The sequence below is a fragment of the Sphingobacterium sp. genome, from assembly GCF_039596235.1.
In the GTDB taxonomy this organism is placed as follows: Bacteria; Bacteroidota; Bacteroidia; order Sphingobacteriales; family Sphingobacteriaceae; genus Sphingobacterium.
The window spans coordinates 297,264-317,393 of record NZ_JBCNKE010000001.1 but is presented as its reverse complement, the minus strand read 5'-3'; the positions used below and the strand labels follow the sequence as shown (position 1 = coordinate 317,393).

The 20,130-nt window shown below is 38.9% G+C and carries 21 protein-coding genes; 11 read left to right on the top strand and 10 right to left on the bottom strand.

The features are described from left to right. Window positions 1-165 precede the first annotated feature (165 nt). Together ABDW32_RS01300 and ABDW32_RS01295 are read right to left on the bottom strand one after the other, a co-directional pair. Complete coding sequence (locus ABDW32_RS01300; protein WP_343558731.1) at window positions 166-702, bottom strand: dihydrofolate reductase family protein; 537 nt, start codon at window positions 700-702, stop codon at window positions 166-168. A gap of 64 nt (window positions 703-766) precedes the next feature. Beyond that, entirely contained in the window at window positions 767-1,522 is a 756-nt protein-coding gene (locus ABDW32_RS01295) for a helix-turn-helix transcriptional regulator (RefSeq protein ID WP_343558730.1), read from the bottom strand. Between the two features lie 126 nt (window positions 1,523-1,648). On the opposite strand from ABDW32_RS01295, the gene ABDW32_RS01290 reads away from it, so the two are divergent. Then, window positions 1,649-2,362: a hypothetical protein gene (locus tag ABDW32_RS01290; RefSeq protein WP_343558729.1), complete on the top strand. Its 714-nt coding sequence runs from the start codon at window positions 1,649-1,651 to the stop codon at window positions 2,360-2,362. Between the two features lie 233 nt (window positions 2,363-2,595). Here the strand turns inward: ABDW32_RS01290 and ABDW32_RS01285 are convergent, their stop codons facing one another. The 3 genes from ABDW32_RS01285 to ABDW32_RS01275 form a co-directional block, all read right to left on the bottom strand. Further along, entirely contained in the window at window positions 2,596-3,690 is a 1,095-nt protein-coding gene (locus tag ABDW32_RS01285; RefSeq protein ID WP_343558728.1) for an acyl-CoA dehydrogenase, read from the bottom strand. Beyond that, window positions 3,665-4,285, bottom strand: coding sequence for a nicotinamide riboside transporter PnuC (gene pnuC, locus ABDW32_RS01280; RefSeq protein ID WP_343558727.1), 621 nt, complete (start codon window positions 4,283-4,285; stop codon window positions 3,665-3,667). Before pnuC ends, ABDW32_RS01285 begins: the two co-directional genes overlap by 26 nt. Window positions 4,286-4,498: 213 nt before the next feature. Further along, window positions 4,499-5,998, bottom strand: coding sequence for a malate:quinone oxidoreductase (locus ABDW32_RS01275; RefSeq protein WP_343558726.1), 1,500 nt, complete (start codon window positions 5,996-5,998; stop codon window positions 4,499-4,501). Window positions 5,999-6,312: 314 nt separating this feature from the next. Here ABDW32_RS01275 and fabG point away from each other — a divergent pair, with 314 nt between their 5' ends. Next, window positions 6,313-7,056 carry a 3-oxoacyl-[acyl-carrier-protein] reductase gene (fabG, locus tag ABDW32_RS01270; RefSeq protein ID WP_077432676.1) on the top strand — a complete coding sequence of 248 codons (744 nt, stop codon included), beginning with the start codon at window positions 6,313-6,315 and terminating at the stop codon, window positions 7,054-7,056. Window positions 7,057-7,227: 171 nt separating this feature from the next. After that, the gene (locus ABDW32_RS01265; RefSeq protein WP_343558725.1) at window positions 7,228-8,208 is read left to right on the top strand and encodes an acyl transferase; all 981 of its coding nucleotides are present in this window, start codon (window positions 7,228-7,230) and stop codon (window positions 8,206-8,208) included. Window positions 8,209-8,290: 82 nt separating this feature from the next. On the opposite strand, the gene ABDW32_RS01260 is transcribed toward ABDW32_RS01265, so the two are convergent. Beyond that, a complete protein-coding gene (locus ABDW32_RS01260; RefSeq protein WP_343558724.1) occupies window positions 8,291-9,160 on the bottom strand; it encodes a neutral zinc metallopeptidase in 870 nt (289 codons plus the stop codon). Window positions 9,161-9,332: 172 nt separating this feature from the next. Here ABDW32_RS01260 and ABDW32_RS01255 point away from each other — a divergent pair, with 172 nt between their 5' ends. Continuing rightward, window positions 9,333-9,914 (top strand): PhnA domain-containing protein, encoded by a 582-nt coding sequence (locus tag ABDW32_RS01255; protein ID WP_343558723.1) that lies wholly within the window; start codon window positions 9,333-9,335, stop codon window positions 9,912-9,914. 87 nt (window positions 9,915-10,001) lie between these two features. Here ABDW32_RS01255 and ABDW32_RS01250 read toward each other — a convergent pair whose 3' ends face one another. Both ABDW32_RS01250 and ABDW32_RS01245 read right to left on the bottom strand, forming a co-directional pair. Beyond that, window positions 10,002-10,928: a polysaccharide deacetylase family protein gene (locus ABDW32_RS01250; protein ID WP_343558722.1), complete on the bottom strand. Its 927-nt coding sequence runs from the start codon at window positions 10,926-10,928 to the stop codon at window positions 10,002-10,004. Between the two features lie 195 nt (window positions 10,929-11,123). Then, window positions 11,124-11,651: a hypothetical protein gene (locus tag ABDW32_RS01245; RefSeq protein ID WP_343558721.1), complete on the bottom strand. Its 528-nt coding sequence runs from the start codon at window positions 11,649-11,651 to the stop codon at window positions 11,124-11,126. 217 nt (window positions 11,652-11,868) lie between these two features. Between ABDW32_RS01245 and ABDW32_RS01240 the strand changes: the two genes are divergently transcribed. Then, window positions 11,869-12,444 carry an NAD(P)H-dependent oxidoreductase gene (locus tag ABDW32_RS01240; protein ID WP_343558720.1) on the top strand — a complete coding sequence of 192 codons (576 nt, stop codon included), beginning with the start codon at window positions 11,869-11,871 and terminating at the stop codon, window positions 12,442-12,444. Window positions 12,445-12,481: 37 nt separating this feature from the next. On the opposite strand, the gene ABDW32_RS01235 is transcribed toward ABDW32_RS01240, so the two are convergent. Continuing rightward, on the bottom strand, window positions 12,482-13,348 hold the full coding sequence (locus tag ABDW32_RS01235; protein ID WP_343558719.1) for an aminotransferase class IV: 867 nt from the start codon (window positions 13,346-13,348) through the stop codon (window positions 12,482-12,484). A 19-nt stretch (window positions 13,349-13,367) separates the two neighbouring features. Next, the gene (locus ABDW32_RS01230; protein ID WP_343558718.1) at window positions 13,368-14,414 is read right to left on the bottom strand and encodes an RluA family pseudouridine synthase; all 1,047 of its coding nucleotides are present in this window, start codon (window positions 14,412-14,414) and stop codon (window positions 13,368-13,370) included. Window positions 14,415-14,432: 18 nt separating this feature from the next. Between ABDW32_RS01230 and ABDW32_RS01225 the strand changes: the two genes are divergently transcribed. The 6 genes from ABDW32_RS01225 (at window position 14,433) to ABDW32_RS01200 (ending at window position 20,129) form a co-directional block, all read left to right on the top strand. Beyond that, the gene (locus tag ABDW32_RS01225) at window positions 14,433-15,368 is read left to right on the top strand and encodes a pyridoxal-phosphate dependent enzyme (protein WP_343558717.1); all 936 of its coding nucleotides are present in this window, start codon (window positions 14,433-14,435) and stop codon (window positions 15,366-15,368) included. A gap of 108 nt (window positions 15,369-15,476) precedes the next feature. Then, window positions 15,477-16,040: an NAD(P)H-dependent oxidoreductase gene (locus ABDW32_RS01220; RefSeq protein ID WP_343558716.1), complete on the top strand. Its 564-nt coding sequence runs from the start codon at window positions 15,477-15,479 to the stop codon at window positions 16,038-16,040. Between the two features lie 79 nt (window positions 16,041-16,119). Then, window positions 16,120-16,698 carry a DJ-1/PfpI family protein gene (locus ABDW32_RS01215; protein ID WP_343558715.1) on the top strand — a complete coding sequence of 193 codons (579 nt, stop codon included), beginning with the start codon at window positions 16,120-16,122 and terminating at the stop codon, window positions 16,696-16,698. 10 nt (window positions 16,699-16,708) lie between these two features. Next, entirely contained in the window at window positions 16,709-17,086 is a 378-nt protein-coding gene (locus ABDW32_RS01210) for a hypothetical protein (RefSeq protein ID WP_343558714.1), read from the top strand. A gap of 164 nt (window positions 17,087-17,250) precedes the next feature. Next, window positions 17,251-19,320, top strand: a complete 2,070-nt coding sequence (gene ppk1 / locus ABDW32_RS01205; RefSeq protein ID WP_343558713.1) for a polyphosphate kinase 1 — start codon at window positions 17,251-17,253, stop codon at window positions 19,318-19,320. 131 nt (window positions 19,321-19,451) lie between these two features. After that, window positions 19,452-20,129, top strand: a complete 678-nt coding sequence (locus ABDW32_RS01200; protein ID WP_343558712.1) for a M15 family metallopeptidase — start codon at window positions 19,452-19,454, stop codon at window positions 20,127-20,129. The last annotated feature ends 1 nt before the right edge of the window (window position 20,130 follow it).

Below are 20,130 nucleotides of genomic sequence, written 5' to 3'. Positions count from 1 at the left end.
AGAAAGACATGCCATAGGCTGCGTCTCCCTTTCCGAGTGACTTATTCTGGTGTATTACCAAAAATGTATAATTAAAAAAATACGTTGCCCTTTTCAATCTTTCAGAATCTATCGCCTTATCAGAAAAGCATGCGCAATAATTCCAATGAAATATTGGTTTTCTGATTACCTTTTCCTTACGAAATGATTTTGAACAATTGTATTTAAGAAGATTTTTGTATCTACAGCTTCAAACTCCAATGTTTTTGTAAGATCTCCGAACAAAGAAATTCCGCCTCCCAAAAGATAAGGAATCAAGGTAATGATCATTTCATCAATACGATCTTCTTTTAAAAAACTCTGGATTGTTTTTCCCCCATCGATATACAAATTATGATATCCCTTTTCATGAATTTCATCCAAAATATCATTTAAATTACCTTTGACAAGAGTTGCTTTATCCCTAAAATTTGCAGGGATCTCCGTCATGCTGTTACTCAATACAAAAACATGTTTTTCGTAATACCATGTATCAAAACCACAGACCACTTCAAAGGTATTTCGCCCCATGATCAAAGCGTCAATCTGTGCAATAAATTCTTTATAGCCCATGTCATCATTTTCTGGGTTCGGTAAGGAAAGTAACCAATCGATTTCTCCGTTCCTATCAGCGATATAGCCATCCAGGCTTGTAGCGATGAAAACTTTGTTTTTTTGATTCATTTTTATGCATTTAAATTTATACAACAAAATTAAATCTCTTGACAAATTCAAAATTGTACAGAATTTACCTTATCCCAAATTTTGAAAATTCTTTTGGGGTATAACCACTATATTTTTTAAATACTCTGATAAAATGAGACTGGTCATAGAATCCAGCGTTCAGGCCAATATCCGTTAATCGTTCTGTCCCATAATGCTGTAGCTGCATGATTGCTTTATTCATTTTGTAAAGATTCAGATACTCTCCAGGTCTCAAAAAATAATGTTTCTTAAATTTTTGAATGAAGCTTTTTTGGGAGATTGGCAACAATCGGCTGAAATCTTTAAACATTCCTTTTCCTACCATTTCCTCAGCCAAATATGCTTCAAACTGCATCAGGTGAGGGTCAATACTGACCGTTTCGAACAGCTTTATCAAACATTTTTCTGCTTTGTCAAAATCCGGCTTTAGAGTGACAAAAAGACAATCATATAAAATATCCGCTATCTCTCCTAAATAAGTCGTTCCTAATTTTTGGAGCAACATTCCATAGCAAAATGGCTTTAATATTAACCCTATACATCTATAAGTGCCATTTGTCCTGGTCAAAAACGGTTGATTTTTTAGACCAGACAGTAACTGCAGTCCGGTACGGCTGTCTATCTTCTCAGTATTGATTCCTATTATTTCGTACTCATCTCCATAACTGAAAATAAGTTCGGTAAATAATGCAGCATGATGAACAAAATCCATGGTAAGATCAGGTGACTTTCCCACCCAAATATAATCCACAAAAATGTTGAGCGGGTAATTGGGCTGGTAGGATATTTCTTCGATCATTTTTATCGCTGATTTAGTATGATAACTGCACTGACACTTATTAGGAATAGAAAAATACCATTATAAATTAACTATCCTCCTTATAAAAGTATTTTTATTTTTGCTATAATACAAGTAACAAAAAAAATGAAGAGATTAGCACAATTTATCATATCCATCAGCATCACAGTTTCAAGTTGCAGCATCTTTCAAAAAAACAGTAAAAAAGAGTTTAACGACGGTTTCTATACACAAAATATAGATGGTGTAAAGCAAAAAGTCTATATTGATGTTGCCGATGAAACTATTCGGATCCATCCATCAAAGCGCAAGGAAAATGGCCAATTTAGCATTGATACAACCAACGTGTATCAATTTCAAAAGAATGTATTGAAAACGAACGCCAAACAGTCTGTTTCATTCAGTAAACCTTCTTTCGATATTGATTTTTTGACCATCCCTCTAAAATTTCGCCCTGCACAAACCGGAGTTCCTATGCAGTTAAACACAAACTTGAACGGAGCTGGTTATTTTGGATACAGACGGGACAAATACATAATCAATTACGCTACAAATCCACTCGGAGTCTCCGATAGAAATATTAATCATTTAGGTTTTTCATTTGGTGCTTTCACCGGGCTTGGAAATTCTTCTCTATCTCCTACAACGACCAAGAACGCCATTCAACAAGAATATGAGGGTGTTGTTTGGAGCAAAGGTTTTGCAGGAATTTTTGCCGTCAATAATTTTACTGTTGGAATGGCATTGGGTTTCGATCATCTTTTGGATAGCAATCGTTCCACCTGGATTTATCAAAATAAACTCTGGTATGGACTCGCTTTTGGCCTGAACTTAAATTAACATTGATACATTATAAAATAGTCAGCACTAATAGTCAAGCTTAGCAAGCTAACAAGAAAATTGAAAGTTATTTAGGTTACTTAGACCATAAATTTCAATTGCATGCTTCTAATCTACACTTTCAATTAGCCATAAAAAAGATGATCGATTGATCGTCTTTTTTATAGCCAATATCCTTGGTAAATGTGTACAATGGTCTTAAGATTGTTGCTGTAATAAAACTCGCATCAAGCTTACAAAAAGCCTTTTTGCAACAATTTATGCTGCGACGCCGTAAATAAGTTTCGAAACAAAATATTGATTTCATTGTCAGCCGCCGCACCCGAAATTCCGGTATGGGGATAGAGTTTAATTACATTGGACAAAATGATCTCTACAAAATCCCGACTTTCTATCGCTATGCGCTCATATAATGCGGTGTTATCAGCCCCATTCTTGATATTATCCCAAGAATAAGCTGCCAGATCCAAGATTGCACCCGTTCTATCTATATAATCCTGCTGCATTTCATCCAACTTCCGAAAAGCAGCTTTACTTTCAGGATTCTCCCATTTCCCCTGATTGGATTTCAACACAAATAATTTCTCAATCAGGTCCAAAAATCGCTGATACATCCCCATAAAATTGACCACTAAAGTCAACTCCGCAAATGGCGTAAAAGGGTATTGATAGAGCAGATCAGTATATGTACTTTTCTTTGCATCAATAGAAAAAGACCGGTTCTCATCCACACATATATTGTCCAGCGAAAAAGAATGCGATGCCGTCGCTTCCAGACCAAATGTATCCCAATCGTAATGAATTAGTACTTGTTCGCGATCGACAAAAAAAGACCTGACCAAGGGATTTCCATCCTCGTCCAGCATAGGCTGACCTTTCTCTTGAATATAAGCATTCAACGTAAAATGTGTCAGGTGAGGTGCTCCAGTAGCATATTTCCAAAGTCCCTTCAGGCGATAAGATGTACGCTCACGTTCAGCGATACCAGCAATCTGCCCACTTCCCCCAAAACACACTTGCTTTGAGGCGAAAATATCCTTTCCAACCAGCGGATCAATAAAGCCAACAAAAAGATTTGCGCCCGCACATAAAGTTACTGTCCACGCCAATCCTCCATCCCAATAGGCCAGCTCCTTCAAAAGGGAAAGCCCATTGACCAAATCCAGTCCCAAGCCATTCAATGATTGTGGTACCCAAATTTTAAACCAATTGTTATCATAAATCAATGCTAACTGCTCCCGAGACAAACTTTTCTGTTGGATGCCCTTCAATTGCTGATCCCTTAGCACAGCGATAGTTGCATCACTCAGTTGCATATTTCTTTTCATTACTTAATATTCTCCGCCAATTAAAATAGCCACTAAAAGCCATCACAAATAAAAATAAGGTTAAACCGGCATACAGGAATAAACCTTTGTGCATTAGTAAGGGAATTGCCATCAGGTTACTGATGTTCAATAAAATCCAATTTTCAATTTTACGCTTGGCCAACAACCACATCCCCGCCCAAGCCGTACAGGAAACAAAAGAGTCCCAAACAGGAACATCCGAATCGGTTAAGTGAACCAAACCAAAATAGAATGATAGAAAGCCCGCTATACAGATAAAACCAACAATCCACCAATCTCCAGCTGTATTGCGGCTGATTGGGACAACGCGATCGCTACTATATTTCCAATACATCCAACCATAGATACTCATCACCAAATAATACACATGCAGCAGAATCTCCGCATATAGTTTTGCATGGAATAAGACATATACCGAAATGATAATGCCTATTATCCCAAAGAGATAATTGATCGATTTATTTTGTCTTGAATACCAAACCTGCAAAATGCCAAAACATACCCCCAGCCACTCAGCTAAGCTAGCTTGTTGTATCTGCTGGATTAAGGCATCAAAAATTGTATCAGAAGTCATTCAATTGTTTATTATTTCTTGTATTATATAATAAACTTAGGAGGGGAAAAACAGCTGTTTTTATTGAAATTAAATTCCCTACGCCAGCATTACCTGGATCAGGTATATAAAAGCGATTGTACAACCTTGTACAATCGCTTTTATTGGGTATAATCTCAGCCCGCGATGACAATGCACCTAAAGCACCCCATAAGTATATTTTGTTAACCGAAATTAATCGATATCAATTAATTTCAACGCTTTGTGCGTGCGAATACGCGTCTCTCTACAAAGCTCAGCATCATCGTTTAATGATTTGCCATGTGAAGGAATCATCTCCCGTAGTTTCTTGCGGTATTCATCAGATTTAGCACGTTCAGGGAAGCATTTCTTCAATAAGCTAATCATGATCGCCACTGAGGTAGATGCCCCTGGAGAAGCGCCCAATAGCGCAGCGATAGAACCGTCTGCACTTGAAACCACTTCGGTACCAAATTCCAAAATTCCGCCTTTCTTCTCATCCTTTTTAATCACCTGAACACGTTGACCGGCTTTCTCAATAACCCAATCTTCCAATTTAGCTGTAGGCATAAATTGTTTCAGAGACTCCAATTTATCTTTAGGAGATTTCATGACTTCAGTAATCAGATACTTAGTCAATGGCAAGTTATCAAGGCCTGCCGATAACATCGGACGGATATTGGATAATTTGATCGATGCAGGTAAATCAAAGTAAGAACCTTGTTTCAAGAATTTAGTTGAGAAGCCAGCATAGGGCCCAAAAAGTAGGGCTTGCTTGCCATCAATATATCGGGTATCGAGATGCGGTACCGACATCGGTGGCGCGCCGACAGATGCCTTACCATAGACTTTAGCATGATGCGTATTGATAATCTCTTCGTTTACACATCTCAACCATTGGCCACCTACAGGGAATCCACCGTAACCTTTTGCTTCTGGGATACCAGATTTCTCTAGTAATAACAAGGAATGGCCTCCAGCACCGATAAAAACAAATTTCGCTTTTAGCTCTCTCTTCACCCCTGTTTTCAAATCCTTTACTTCGATTTCCCAACGGCCATCGTCTTCACGCTCAATATCGACAACTTCATGGTTTAGGGATATTGAAATATTTTCTTTTTTTGCCAGGTTATTGATCAAATCACGTGTCAATGAACCGAAATTCACATCAGTACCAAGATCCATCTTGGTCGCAGCAATTTTCTCACCTGGATCCCTTCCTTCCATCATCAACGGAATCCAGGATTTCAACAGCTCAGGATCTTCGGTATATTCCATTCCCTTGAACAAGGTCTGGGTATTCATTGTCTCCCATCTTGTCTTTAGAAATTTCACATCTTTTTCACCAAAAACAGCACTCATATGTGGAATGCTGCGGATAAAATTCTCCGGTTGGGCGATAATACCTTTATCGACCAAATATGACCAAAACTGCTTCGATACTTCAAATTGTTCGGCAATTTTAACCGCTTTATCAACTTTTACCGAACCATCTTTTTGCTCCGGTGTATAGTTTAATTCGCACAAGGCCGAGTGACCTGTACCAGCATTATTCCAAGCGTCAGAACTCTCAGCCGCCACAACATCCAAACGTTCAAGAATTTCAATATTAACGTCTGGGCTTAATTCATTGATTAGAGTACCCAAAGTAGCACTCATAATACCGGCGCCGATCAGAACAACGTCAACTTCTTTATTTGATTTTTTGCTCATGTTTTTGTGATTGATGCAAATTTAATATAGTTTTTGGTAAACCCCCAAGCCTTTTGTCAAAAAACTGTACTTTTTAAAAGCACTTATTCAAAAATACCATTGATTTATTAAAATAATCTTAAGTATAATGGAAATACAATTTTTCAGGTTTCCAAAGTCCCTACACAGGATATTGTTGATCGATATGGCTGTAAATAGCCCGAAATAAGACAAATATCCGAGCTTTTTAAATCGTTATTTATCGAAAGATTTTGTGTTATAATATAGTTTTAACATTTTTGCAAAAACATCAACGAATAACTTTACACTCTTATATGAAATTACTTGAAGGAAAAATTGCTTTGGTAACTGGAGCATCAAAAGGAATTGGAAGAAAAATTGCTGAAGTGTTTGCACAGCACGGCGCCAATGTCGCTTTCACTTACCTTTCGTCTGTAGAAAAGGGACAAGCGCTGGAAAAAGAGCTTCAAGCCTACGGAACAAAAGTAATTGGCTACCGTTCTGACGCTTCAAAATTTGAAGAAGCAGAACAGTTAATCAATGCAATCGTTGCGGATTTTGGAAGTCTGGATATCGTCGTCAACAATGCTGGCATCACAAAAGATGGCCTGTTAATGCGCATGACAGAAGAAAGCTGGGACGATGTCTTAAATGTCAACTTGAAATCCGTATTCAATGTTACAAAAGCTGCTTCAAAAATAATGATGAAAAACCGTAACGGCTCATTTATTAATATGTCTTCTGTTGTTGGCGTGCAAGGTAATGCTGGTCAATCAAATTATGCAGCTTCCAAAGCAGGTATTATAGGCTTTACCAAGTCCATTGCAAAAGAACTAGGTTCGCGTAACATCCGTGCGAATGTGGTCGCACCTGGATTTATCCGTACCGAAATGACAGATATATTAGATCCTAAAGTAATCGCTTCCTGGGAAGCCGGAATTCCGTTAAAACGCGCTGGATCTCCCGAAGATGTAGCCAATGCATGTCTCTACCTAGCATCTGATTTATCCGCTTATGTGACTGGACAGGTTCTTCCTGTTGATGGTGGTATGTTGTAAAATATATCAAACACTGGTGTTCCAAAATCGACGCCAGTGTTTTTCTGCTATTATTCCGAATATCAAAATTCACCAGCAGGCTCTTTTACATTATTCCGACGCTCGAGCTTGCGCTTTGCTACCCAATATTTCCAAATTTTAGCTAATTTTGTCCATCAAAATTTAAATGCTATGACGAATTGGACGGATTTTTTTGAGATTCAGACAGAGGACGATTTTAATCAACAATGTTTAGAAACTTATCGCTTCCAGCTGCTGCATTGTCAGGTCTACCGCGACTATGTTTCGCTAATAGGCAAAGAAAAAAATCAGGTCCAACATTATAGTGAGATTCCTTTCATGCCGATAGAATTCTTCAAAACACAAAAAGTACTGGCAGCCGGAATGGACACCCAGATTATATTTTCTAGCTCAGGTACAACAGGTATGGTTACATCCAAACATCTTGTTGCTGATCTGTCCATCTATGAACAAACTTTTCGACGTATATTCGAAGACTTCTATGGACCAATTACAGATATCGCTGTTTTGGCCCTACTCCCATCGTATCTCGAAAGAAGCGGTTCGTCGCTGATCTATATGATCGATGACCTAATGAAAAAGAGTAAACAAGCAGAGAGTAATTATTTTCTATACAATCATCAGGAACTATACGATACGCTTGTCCACTTAAAAGAAAAGGGAACGAAAACCATCCTCTTTGGTGTCACTTATGCCTTGCTTGATTTTATTGAGCAATATGCTCTTGAATTTCCGGAGCTGATTATCATGGAAACAGGCGGAATGAAAGGTAGACGTAAAGAAATGGTCAAAGAGGAAATTCACCAGCTGCTTAAGGATGCTTTTAAGGTCAATGGAATTCACTCTGAATATGGTATGACTGAATTGCTGTCTCAGGGATACTCCTCGGGTCAGGGAATTTTCCATCTTCCGAAATGGATGAAAATATTAATCCGTGATACCAATGATCCTTTGAGTTTAATTTCTTCTGACAGAACCGGAGGAATCAATGTCATCGACTTAGCCAACCGCTATTCATGCGCATTTATAGCCACACAAGATTTAGGAAAAGTATATGCCGATGGTTCATTTGAGATCTTGGGCCGTTTTGATCAAAGCGATATTAGAGGCTGTAATTTATTGGTCCAATAAAATAAAAAGCCCCATAATAAATTTATAGGGCATATCTTTTTGATTGCGCTACCTTTAGTATAGCGGCCATGGAACCTGTCTGCTATCTCAGGCTTGGATCTTCAAATGTATTTCCAGCGCGCATATCCCCCGAATCATACCCTTTTTTGAACCAGGCCATACGCTGAGCTGAAGTACCATGTGTAAAGGATTCTGGCACGGCATATCCCTGCGCTGCCGTCTGCAACTTATCATCGCCGACAGCTTCTGCGGCTTTCATGCCATCCATGATATCGTTATAATCTATTTTTATATCGGTATATTCATTGAGGTAATGCGCCCATACACCGGCATAGAAGTCAGCCTGAAGTTCGGTCATCACTGAAATCTTGTTGTTTTCACGTTCGCTTAATTTTCCGCGGGCTTGATTGGTTTTGGGTAATAATCCCACCAATTGTTGAATATGGTGCCCGACCTCATGGGCAATCACATAAGCCATGGCAAATTCACCCTTAGCTCCGAACTTATCAGAAAGTTCTCGGTTAAAAGTCAGGTCCAAATAGATTTTCTGATCTCCGGGACAATAAAATGGTCCATATGAAGCCTGTCCCATCCCACAACCATCTGTTTGCGTACCTCCGTCGTAAAAAACCAGTGTGGTTGGCGTATAGTTTTGCTGCATTTGCTCCTTAAATAATTTAGCCCAGACGTCTTCTGTACTCTGCAGCACGGTCAAAGAAAACTCCGTCAGCCGTTTTTCCTCAGGATTTAGTTCGCGAGGTTGTCCAGATTGTTCGGTTTGGGTCCCCATATTCTGTGCCTGTTGCAACAACTGCATTGGATCTCCACCCATCAAAAAACCAATAACCAACACAATGATCCCGCCTATACCACCCAACGCTAGCTTCCCTCCGCCTGACATTCCCCGACGATCCTCAAAATTGCCACTTTGTTTACCTCCTTGCCATTTCATATGATTTATCTATTTATTCTAGTTAATAATTTTTTCCAATATCGTTAGCGTACAAATTCAGTACCAATATAACTTACTTACCTGATTTTTTTAGTGAAAAACCAGCTTTATTTTATCAGCTACAGCTTTCTACGATTTATATTCTTATTTTTGGGCTTTTATAGAAACAGATATGAAATTAGAAGAACAATTACTAGCGCGAGCTGGAGGAAAATGTGAACTAACAGGCATTGCAGCGGATTTAATCACTTATACATTACCACCTGAAACCAGTTCGACTTTGGATAACAGCCTACTGATTTCAACAACATTGGCCAACCAGCTTAATAAAACCGAGCAACTAAACCCTGAGGACTGGAAATTTCTACCAAATGCCATGTGGTCTGAAAATCCTTCCGTACAGATTGTTTGTTGGCGAATGCTAAATCGTCTGAAAAATGAAGGTTGGGCCTCCGAGGCGCTAGATATTCTTTACCTGGACGATGAAACATTGGCCGAAGCAAAGAAAACAGGTGATCACGAAAATGATGGCTACGTTTCGTTTCATGAAGACAGTATCGGTCAACGATTACTGGAAGGTGATACTGTCGTATTGACTAAAACATTAGATGTAAAAGGCTCTTCACTCAAGGCAACTTTGGGGACTGTGGTTAAAAATATCCGCTTAGTAGCAGACAATATTGAACAGATAGAAGGAAAAATTGAAGGTCAAACAATAGTTATATTGACTAAATACTTACGTAAACAAAATTAATAAGCTTTTCCTTATTGCAATAAGAATTTTAGCCCTAAATCAGTATGCTACGACTGATTTAGGGCTAAATAATATAGATTGCGTCCCCTATTGTGGATAATTGCGCACAAACTCAAAACGATAGTTCGGATGCTGTTTAAGACTGTCAATCAAATCTGACAATAGTTTTTGCCCTTTTTTCGTCTGGAACATATTATCGTGGGTCAAAAGTACCACATTATTTTTTGTGTATGACGTACCTTTACGAAGTAAGTTCTTCATCTGGGTATACAGCTGGTTAACCGATAAATCTGGCTTACCAGTTACGCCATTAATCTTCCATTCGCAATCCCAGCCAATAATTTTATATCCGTTTTGATGCAACAGCTCCGCAGTAGAAGCGCCGCTTTTTAGATCCACCTTTTTACGGTCACCTACATACCAGATATTTCTTCCCGGTAGCCTAACGATTTTATGCTGCAGGCCCATAGACTGTTCTGCCAATTCAAAATCTTCAAATGCAGTCTGTGGATTCGAATAAAAGGTGCTATACTTATTATGGGCATGCCAATAGCTATGGTTGTAGCATTCGACTAATGGATTATTTTTGTATCGCTCCGTATAGCTATGTAACTTTTTGCTCATTTTATCATGCTCGCCGATCAAAAATGCATTGATTTTAATGCCTTTTGCCGTTGCGATGGAATCCAAGTACTGGCTTCCATTAAGTGGACCATCATCAAAAGTGAGATAGATGTAACGCGGCGAAACAGAGTCCGTCAATAAAACTGTGGTATCTTTTCCTCCATCATAGGAAATATTACCTTCCATTTTGGTAATGGAATCCTTGCGCAGCGAATCCGCTTTTGTAATTGAATCCTGTACAACAATTAAGCTATCTTTTTTGCGTTGCACAGAATCGACAGTAACAACCTTATCTCCTTTTTTACCGCTACTTTGATTACAAGACTGTAATCCCAAGCCAGCAATCCCCAAGCCCATCAATAGAAAGCTTGATTTAAATACTTTTCTCATTACAAAAATTAACTTATACGCCACATGCGATCTTTTCCGTGCAAAAGATCTTCTTTTTAAAGTCATGTAACATGCTTATATCGCAAAATTAAGATAATTTTTGATCAATTAGCACTGCAACGAAAAAAGGCACCTATCTTTTGGACAGGTACCTTTCAATTAAACGATTAAGATACTTAAAACAGACAGATCCGATTAATCTCTATGTCTCCCTCCATGTCTGTGTTCATGTCTATCTTCATATCCGCGTCCATGCCCTCTTCCCCTATCGCCATGTCTTCTGCTTTCTCTCCAGGAATGTTCACGCCTTACACTACGCTCACTTGCAAAGGAATATCCACCATGCCCATGATGGCTATCCCGGATAGTAACCTGTCTGCCACGTGAGTGGCCATATCTGCTTCTATAACGGTCATGATGATGCCAAGGGGTGCGATCGTTGATCACCACCTTATGTGTCCGATAAAAATCATAATGCCGATATCTTCTTGGTAAACTCGATCTTCTTATCCAGCCACCATTATCGTAGTAGACATAACATCGTGCTGGCACATCATAATACATGTTGTATTCAGGCATGTAATAATAACGGGCGTAATCATAACCAACTGGTCCCCAACTGGGCTGACTCCCAATATTTACGCTGATACTGACCTGTGCTTCAGCCGTTCCCGCTACAAAAAGTCCTGCAACGATAGCAGCGGCGTAAAACATTTTTTTCATAAGTAGCTCCTCCCTTAGTTTTGTAATTTCTTCTTTACAATACGACAACAAACTGTATGCAAAAGATTAACGGATAAATGTTAATTTTTGTTAACAAAAACTTAACCTATTCAGCAAGAATAGCTTAGTTTTAATTTTACCATACATGATAGGGAAACTTTTTAGGATACAAATTGTTCAACCATTAATACTTTTCATACTTTAATTGAACTTTAGCATGAATACTTACACTATTGGAATCATCGTCGGTAGCTTAAGGAAACAATCCTATAACAAAAAAATTGCGACATTTATCTGCGAACAACCGGCCAATAAGTTTAACTATCGCGTGATCGAAATTGGGGATCTCCCACTTTATAATCAGGACTTTGATGATGAAGGCAACCCGCCCGAAAGTTATGTCCGGTTTCGGCAGGAAATCGCTTCACTGGACGCAGTTCTTTTCATCAGCCCTGAGTACAACCGCTCCATACCGGCTGTCCTGAAAAATGCCATAGACGTAGGATCCCGACCCTATGGCAAAAATAAATGGGATGGCAAGCCGGCTGCTATCATCAGTTCTTCAACGGGAGTCTATGGTGGCTTCGGCGCAAACCATCATATCCGACAGGCTTTGGTATTCGTCAATATGTATCCCATGCAGCAACCCGAAGCATATCTCGGAAGTATCAAAGATTCCATCGGAGAAAACGGCAAGGTCGAATCGCAAAAAACAGTAGATTTTCTGATTAGCTTCAAAAAAGCATTTGAGCACTGGATCATCAGAATTGTGCATACAAAAGGCCAAGATTGATCTCCTGGCCTTTTGTCTCTTATCTGTTCTTGCGAACTTAATTTTGCTCCTCACTGGAATCGTAATTCCAACTTAACAGCTTATCCTGTAAGATACGTGAGATCTTATTAAAATAGCGTTTCTGTTTATATCCCATAACCCATTGCACTCCCTGTACCGCATTTGTACAGAAAATTTCATCCGCTCTTTTCATAATTTCAGGACTAATTTGCGCCTCAACAACTTCAATCCCTTCAGACCTGGCCATATCCATGACAACACGGCGCATAACCCCTTCAATACAGCCTTCTGAAAGTGCGGGTGTGTACAATATTTTTTCGTAATACACGAAGATATTTGATGTTAGTGACTCACAAAGGTAGCCTTCCTGATTTAAGATCAATACATCATCAAAGGCCATTTTTTTCTTATAAATACCCGCCAATACATAAATCTGAGCGTTGAGGGATTTGATTTTAGATAAATCACTATAAGGCTTTTTAACCTCACTATATAAGCCCACAATCAGGCCGACTTTCTTATCCCTCAGGTTGGGTTCTATGCGTTGTACCTGCAAAACAAATCCAGGCTTATTTGTGCTTGGACTATATAATCCACCACCGGTCCGAAAGACAATCAGACGAATACGCACCTGTTGCCCCAGCATATTATTCTTACGGATCAACTCCTCCGATCTAGAACGAATAAAAAATTCGTCGAAAAGATTCGCATCATCCAGGTGAATCAATTCCATTCCCTGCTGTAAACGCGCCACATGGAAATTCAGAAAACGGATGTCACCGTCTTTATACAACATAGTTTCAAACAATCCATCACCATAGCGAAAGCCTCTATTTTCTATGCTAAATATTTCCTGTTCTTCCGGCACTACATTGCCATTATAATTGATATAGTTTGTCGGCATCTTTATTTGTTTCTAAATTTTAATCACTTTCCACAGCCATGGAATTTGCAGCATAACCACGCCACTTTTCTAAAGCTAAACGAAAATCTTCAGGATATGGTACTTCAAAATACATATTTTCTTTTGAGGTCGGATGAACAAATCCCAATACCCGTGCATGAAGCGCCTGGCGCGGAAGTAGGTTAAAGCAATTGTCTACAAATTGCTTATATTTTGAAAAGACAGTTCCTTTTAATATTTTATCCCCTCCGTACATCGCATCATTAAACAATGGATGACCAATGGATTGCATGTGCGTACGAATCTGGTGTGTACGTCCAGTCTCTAATTGGCATTCAATTAATGTCACATAACCTAATCGTTCCAGTACTTTGTAATGTGTCACGGACCATCGTCCTTTATCCTCACTATCGTACATGGCCATTATACGTCTATCTTTCAAATGACGGCCAATGTATCCTGTAATCGTGCCATCTTCTTTCAAATCACCCCATACCAAAGCAGTATATTTACGCGTAATGCTATGATCAAAAAACTGCTTTGCCAAAAAGGCCATCGATTTCTCATTTTTAGCAATCACCAGTAAACCGGAAGTATCTTTGTCTATTCGATGTACCAGACCGGGACGGTCTGAATTTCCCGGCAACTGTGGCAACTGCTGTATATGGTAAGTCAATGCATTGACTAATGTACCTGTGTAATTATTATAACCCGGATGGACAACCATTCCCGCTTCTTTATTTACGATAAGCACATCGTCGTCTTCATATTTTATGTCTAATGGAATATTTTCAGGATAAACCTCGTTATCACGCGGCGGATCTGGTAATACCAAGGTAATAACATCATCCGGTCTGACTTTATAACTCGCCTTGATTTCTTTGCCGTTAACCATGACAGAACCTGCTTCAATGGCATGCTGAATTTTGCTTCTTGTGGCATTCTCAACCCTATTCATCAGATATTTATCAATACGGAGTAATGCCTGCCCCTTATCCACTTCAATACGTAGATGTTCAAATAACTCTTGTTCTTCTTGATCTTGCGATCCCATTTGTTCTGTCATGCTACAAAAATAAACCAAATGAAACAATTTTCGTTAAATTTGTTTTCATTTAATATTATGTTGCCATTTAAAATTCATAGTCCCGAAACAGAAGTCAGGCTACCTTTATGGGAAAAAAAGCACATCAAAGTGACGCTGAAAAGAGATGACCTGATTCATCCTTTTATTTCAGGCAATAAATGGCGAAAATTAAAGTATAATCTTCAGGAGGGCTTACAGCTCCAAAAAAATCATCTCGTTACTTTTGGCGGAGCCTGGAGCAATCATTTGTTGGCGACGGCTTGTGCTGGTGCTACTTTTCAGTTCAAAACTACGGCTTTCGTAAGAGGTGATGAGCAGGTTAATAATCCGGTTCTAACCATGTGTCAATTGTTTGGGATGCAGCTTATTTATGTAGACCGGGACTCTTATCGAAACAAAGAAAAACTGTATGATGATCATTTCGGTCAGGATTCCAACACTTTTTATATCCACGAAGGCGGCTATGGTCTCTTGGGGGCCAGAGGCTGCGCCGAACTTGTAGACGAACTTCAACAGGACTATCAACATATCTTTACTGCTTGTGGTACTGGCACCACGCTTGCAGGAATTGCTAATGCAATCGACAAAAAAGATCTTTTTACCAAAATACATGGTGTCCCTGTTCTAAAGAACGGCAGCTTTATCGCTGATGAAGTCAATCAACTTTATCCCCATCTTCCCCCTCCTATTTTACACCTAGACTATCATTTTGGTGGCTACGCGAAGACTACTCCTGAACTACTTGCTTTCACACAGCATTTTATCAGCAATACGGGAATTATGATCGAACCAACCTATACCGGGAAATTGCTCTACGCAGTTGATGATCTTATAAAAAAAGATTATTTCACACCAGCAGATCAGCTATTGGTCGTTCACACTGGCGGCATTACGGGACTGCTTGGGATGTATGATCGTTTTGCATTTAATTGACCTAGATCAATAAATGGCCCTTTATACCGCTAGCAGACATTTGACTGACATTTTTCTTTCGATTATGTTGTAAGTTTGACCAGTTTAAAATTTAAAACTTATACAGCGATGAAAATATTAGCATTTGCAGGAACTAGTAATAAGAATTCGATCAACAAAATCTTTGTGACAAGTACGTCCAAATATTACAAAGAAGCCGATGATAGCGTAGAGCTTCTAGACCTCAATCACTTCGAAATGCCTATTTATTCCTATGATAAGGAGCTAGAACTGGGTATCCCTCAATTAGCGTATGATTTCGCAGCAAAGATGGATGCTGCAGATTTCCTGCTCATTTCTTTGGCCGAACATAATGGTTCTTACACATCGGCCTACAAAAACATTGTAGACTGGGTTTCCCGTATCCCAAACCGCAAAACATTTAATGGCAAACCCGTTTTCTTATTGGCAACTGCTCCTGGTCCAATGGGCGGATCAACAGTGCTAAATACAGCAGTCAATAGAATTACCTGGGACGGCGCCGATATACTGGATTCGTTTTCCTTACCCGAATTTCATAAAAATTTCGAAGAAGGAAAAGGCATTACCAACCCAACACTGAGAAGCCAGCTTGAGGCAAAAGTACGTAAGACGAAACGTGCTCTTGCAGAAAAGTTGACGGTTCAAGGTTAACAAAAGATTGACAAATAAACATTGTAAAAACCTCTTTTAATACGTAAATTCAAGCCTTATTAAAAAGAGGTTTTTTGATATGGCAAAAAAAATATTATTACTTGTTGGAGACTTTGTGGAAGACTACGAAGCGATGGTTCCATTTCAAGCCATGGGATCAATAGGAATAACAGTTGATGCCGTTGCCCCAGACCGAAAAAAGGGTGATGTGGTACCTACCGCCGTACATGATTTTACAGGTGACCAGACCTATAAAGAACTGCGGGGGCATAATTTTGCGATCAATAAGGATTTTGATCAGGTTAAGCCAGAAGAATATGATGGTCTCTATATTGCCGGTGGTCGTTCGGCGGAATACATTCGACTTAATCAACGTGTATTGGAGATTACCAGACATTTCTTTGAAAAGAATAAACCTGTTGCGGCAATATGCCATGGAATCCAGGTATTAACAGCAGCAAAGGTCCTTTCAGGGCGAACATTGACAGCCTATGTAGCCGTAGGACCGGATATTGAGTTAGCAGGTGGCACCTGGAAAAATATTCCAGCAGACCAGGCTGTTGTGGATGGCAACCTAGTGACATCTCCTGCTTGGCCAGGGCATCAGGCTATTTTAAAAGAATTTTATAAATTATTGGATATAAACATTACAATTTAAGCGTATTTTAATGAAGAAGAATAAAAAGGTATGGCTTTTAGTCATTCCGGTTTTAGTGTTGTTGGGTTTTATTTTAAAGGATACTTTCAATCAGAAAAGTATTGAAGATCTACCGGGCGGATTTAAGGAAGTTGCATTTGTCAGAAATGAACAAAATAAGGGGGGAATTATCCGGATCTATGCCGTGACGGTTGGTGATATATTAAATGCTGACTATACAGCTTGTCTAGAGCTCCTACCGGTCAATGATTATGGAAGTACGACTACTGTATATTTTTTCGACCGTACAGCTCCTTACCCTACGACCTTGGCGATTGATGCCCCCCATTTTGATGGCAGCAAGTATAAGCCGATCCAGATTTCAAAAAAATACGGAAAAAAGAAATAGTATCGCACAACGATGTTGTTATACCCCAAAAAGTTGTTCATTTTTTGGGGTATTTTTTTCACATAGATGAAGAAAAAATAAATTAATAATTCTTTAACACTAAAAAGTTCGTTTATCACAGCAAGAGCTATAGTTTTGCTTTTTAAATTTATGTATATTTAGCTATGGCGAAAAAATTTATTCCTAGAGATGTTAGCTGGTTGAGCTTTAATGGCAGAGTATTACAAGAGGCTGCAGATGAGACTGTACCTTTGCCGCTAAGAATCAAATTTTTAGGTATATTTTCCAATAACCTGGATGAGTTTTTTCGTGTCCGTGTGGCCGGTCTCAAACGCGCGATCGACCTAAAGGATAAAAGTGCCAATCAATCTTTCTATGAAGATCCACAATTGATTTTAGAAGAACTCAATATCCGGGTGATCAAACAGCAAAAGAAATTTGATAATACCTGGAATCGGATCCAAAAAGATATGGCCAAGCAAAATGTCTTTATCAAAGCAAGTGAGGAGCTTAGCCCGGAGCAACAGCAGTTTGTCAGTGAATATTATCAGGACGATGTGGAATCGAATGTCATCCCGCTGATTCTAGATGATGTCCGTCCAATGCCCTATATCCGCGACAAAAGTCTCTATTTGGGTATCTCGATGGGAAAAAGCGAATGGCAATACGAAACTAAGTTTGCGCTAATTGAAATCCCAACGAGCCAAAATGGACGATTTGTCCAATTGCCTTCACCGAAGGATGAAAAACATATTATTCTGCTAGAAGATGTCATTAAGTTCAATCTTCCATTGATATTTTCTTATTTCGGCTTCGATGTATTCCATGCGCATGTATTTAAAGTCACCAAAGACGCAGAATTTGATATCGATAACGACATCAATACAACATTGGTGGAAAAAATCAGTAAAGGAGTCAAAAATAGACGAAAAGGTAAACCCACCCGCTTTGTTTTTGACCAGGAGATGGATCAAAAACTCGTGGAATTTCTGATCAAAAAACTGAACCTTTCAAAAAAAGACAGTATCATACCCGGACAGAAGATCCATAATTTTAAACATTTTATGGACTTCCCAAATGTGTTCAAATCATACCACCAACCGCAGGAAAGAACCTCATTTCCACACCCTTATTTTCAAAATTACGAACGGGTTACCGATACTGTTTTGAAAAAGGATGTTCTTCTCTCCTTCCCTTATCATGAGTTTCGTCCCATCATTGACCTTTTACGTGAAGCTGCGATGGATCCAGATGTAAAAACAATACAGATTACTGCATACCGCTTAGCTTCGAATTCCAAAATTGCCAATGCATTAATAAACGCGGCCCGAAATGGCAAGGAAGTAACCGTCATGCTTGAACTACGGGCACGATTTGACGAGGAAAATAACCTGGATTGGAAAGAAAAACTGGAATTGGAAGGCATCAAGGTACTTACTGGGATTCCAAATAAAAAAGTACATGCCAAATTATGTGTCATCAAAAAAAGGACTGGCACAAAAACAGTTCAATACGGCTTCGTCAGCACCGGTAATATCAACGAAAAAACGGCGAAATTATATGGGGATTATTGTTTACTAACGAGCAATAGAGATGTCATTGCAGATATTAATAAAGTTTTCAATTACCTTAGACGACCGAAATCAGACCCTGCAGAAATGATCAAACACTGCAAAAGCTTATTGATCTGTCCAATTGATATGCGTAGGGAATTACTACATTTCATCGATCTGGAAATAGCAGAGGCAAAAGCTGGTCGCAAAGCATCCATCATTGTCAAAGTAAACTCCTTGAGTGATAAAGATATGATTAAAAAACTCTATGATGCGGCAACAGCAGGGGTCAAAATAGATCTTATTATCCGTGGTATTTATTGTGCAACGAACCAGAAAACATTTAAATCCCCAATGAATGCGATTTCCATTGTAGATGAATATCTGGAACATGCTCGGGTCATGTATTTTTACAATGCTGGAAAGGAATTAATGTATATTTCTTCAGCGGATTGGATGACCCGAAATCTAGATCATCGCATTGAAGCTGCAGTAAAAATTACGAGTAAAAAGATCAAGGAAGATCTAAAGGAGATGCTTTATATCCAGCTAACAGACAATGTAAAAGCGCGTATCCTGAATAACTCCCTGAGCAACCACTATGTTGAAAATAAAAAGGCTCCTTGTCGCTCACAGATCGAAATCTACAACTATTTAAAAAGAAAAATAACAGACCATTAACATCATTTCTGCCGAGCCTCAGGACTTCAATACCTGAGACTTGGTCTATTGATTCCAATATATATTTACAATCTGCTTTTAATGCATCGCTACATGTTAAAATTGAGAATCTAAAGTTGTATCTTCATCCCATGAAACTCAACTTCTGTCTATCAATTGGTCTTGTTTCTTTTGCTTTCCAAGTAAAAGCCCAGCAAAAAATGCCATCCAACTTTGTCTATGTAAAAGAAGTCATCCCTACAATTACGCTTGATATGCGTTATTTTGGAAGTCATAATTTTACTGGAAGGGCTATCCGTGGGTACGAAAAACCTGTTGCAATCCTGACCAAGCGTGCCGCATTAGCCTTACAGCAAGTTGAACAATATCTCAACAATCAGGGGCTAGCATTAAAGATCTTTGATGCTTATAGACCGCAACGTGCAGTTGATGATTTTAAAGCATGGTCACTGGCCACTCAGGACACAATAGCCAAGCGTGAATTTTATCCGGATCTGGATAAAAAAAACTTGTTCAAACTTGGCTTCATTGCCAGCAAATCAGGACATAGTCGCGGGAGTACCGTCGATTTAACCTTGATCGATCTTAAAAATCATAAAGAAATGGATATGGGGGGGGCCTTTGATTTCTTTGGAGCAGTCTCACATCATGACTATACCAAATTAACAGCAAAACAAAAGGAAAATCGTAGGATATTACGTGAGGCTATGGCTAAATTTGGATTTAAGGCTTACGATAAGGAATGGTGGCACTATACCCTAAAGGATGAACCCTATCGTAAAACCTATTTTGATTTTATTGTAAAATAAA